This window comes from Sporosarcina koreensis, assembly GCF_001531445.1.
Lineage (GTDB): Bacteria > Bacillota > Bacilli > Bacillales_A > Planococcaceae > Sporosarcina > Sporosarcina koreensis_C.
This window is the reverse complement of sequence record NZ_LQYA01000149.1, coordinates 13,065-14,179: the sequence shown is the minus strand read 5'-3', so window position 1 is coordinate 14,179 and position 1,115 is coordinate 13,065. Positions and strand designations below refer to the sequence as shown.

General features: G+C 44.3%; 1 protein-coding gene. It reads right to left on the bottom strand.

Translation table 11 applies throughout. The features are described from left to right. Positions 1-444: 444 nt before the first annotated feature. The gene (locus AWV70_RS15820; protein WP_060209224.1) at positions 445-882 is read right to left on the bottom strand and encodes a general stress protein; all 438 of its coding nucleotides are present in this window, start codon (positions 880-882) and stop codon (positions 445-447) included. Between the last annotated feature and the right edge of the window lie 233 nt (positions 883-1,115).

Genomic DNA, 1,115 nt, shown 5'->3' with positions numbered 1-1,115 from the left:
TGAAACCATTCTCGTTTAGATATTGAAACTTGTCACTGGAGAACTGTTAAAAACACGCTAACAAAACCTTAAGTTGACGTATATGGAGCGGCGACTCCAGCGGGAACAGCGCGAGCTGAAGACCCTGGACTGAGCGCAGCGAAAGCCGTTACGAAGAACGGCTTTTGCGAACAAAAGCGAAGCGTTGAGAGCAAGGCTGCCTTAATTTCCGCAAAGAACGCAGAAATACGGCAAATCGAACTCTACGTTGTCCGATTGGCTGAAGCCGTGCCCGCGGAACGCGTCCGATCGCAGTGGAAATCAACATTTCTAACTTTATCTCTATTTTAAAAGGAAAAAGACTGCAGGCAACACCAAAATTCAAGGTGTTTGTCTACAGTCTGAGAACCTGCCAGAAGTGGGCAGGTTCTTATTTATGCTTACATGGGACCATATAATCCATCCTCACTCTTTCGGATGAAGAAATACCAGGAATTTACCTTCCTGAGCGTCATTAGAATAACGTTCAGCTTCGTCATCTGGGACTCCGATTTCCATAAGAGCGTGCTTCAATCCGCCAGCTCCAGAGTTTGCCCCTACGACTGCCCCTCCGATCGTTGAAATTATAGGACCTGCAGCCAACACAGCGCCAAATCCAGGAATCAATAAAGTGGATAACCCTGCTATAAAACCCGCTATGCCAATTGCTCCTCCGGTCACTGCTCCAGCAATGGCTCCATCCTTCGTGGACGGTTTTACTTCCTGTGTGATTTCAGATAGTTCTTTTGTATTTTTAGCAATTACTGAAATTTCCTCAGTTGAATAGCCTTTCTCTATTAAATCCTCAACAACTTCAGCAGCTTGTTGTTCATTTTCATATACGCCGATGACATGGTTTTTCATTAAAGATGACCTCCTGTTTACTTCAACTCTATTTTCTTTACCCATTCTTTAGTTTTTCTAGACACAATACACCTTCCTGCAAATCGCTTGTTACCTAAGTCTTCCACGTGTATGGCCGCGCAAAAACCCCTTCCAATCCAAAAAGGGATAAGAAGGGGTTATCTTGATGATTCCATTTATGATTTTTCACTGACCCAGTCATCAATTTGCTCAAGGAAGCGTGACATCGCCAG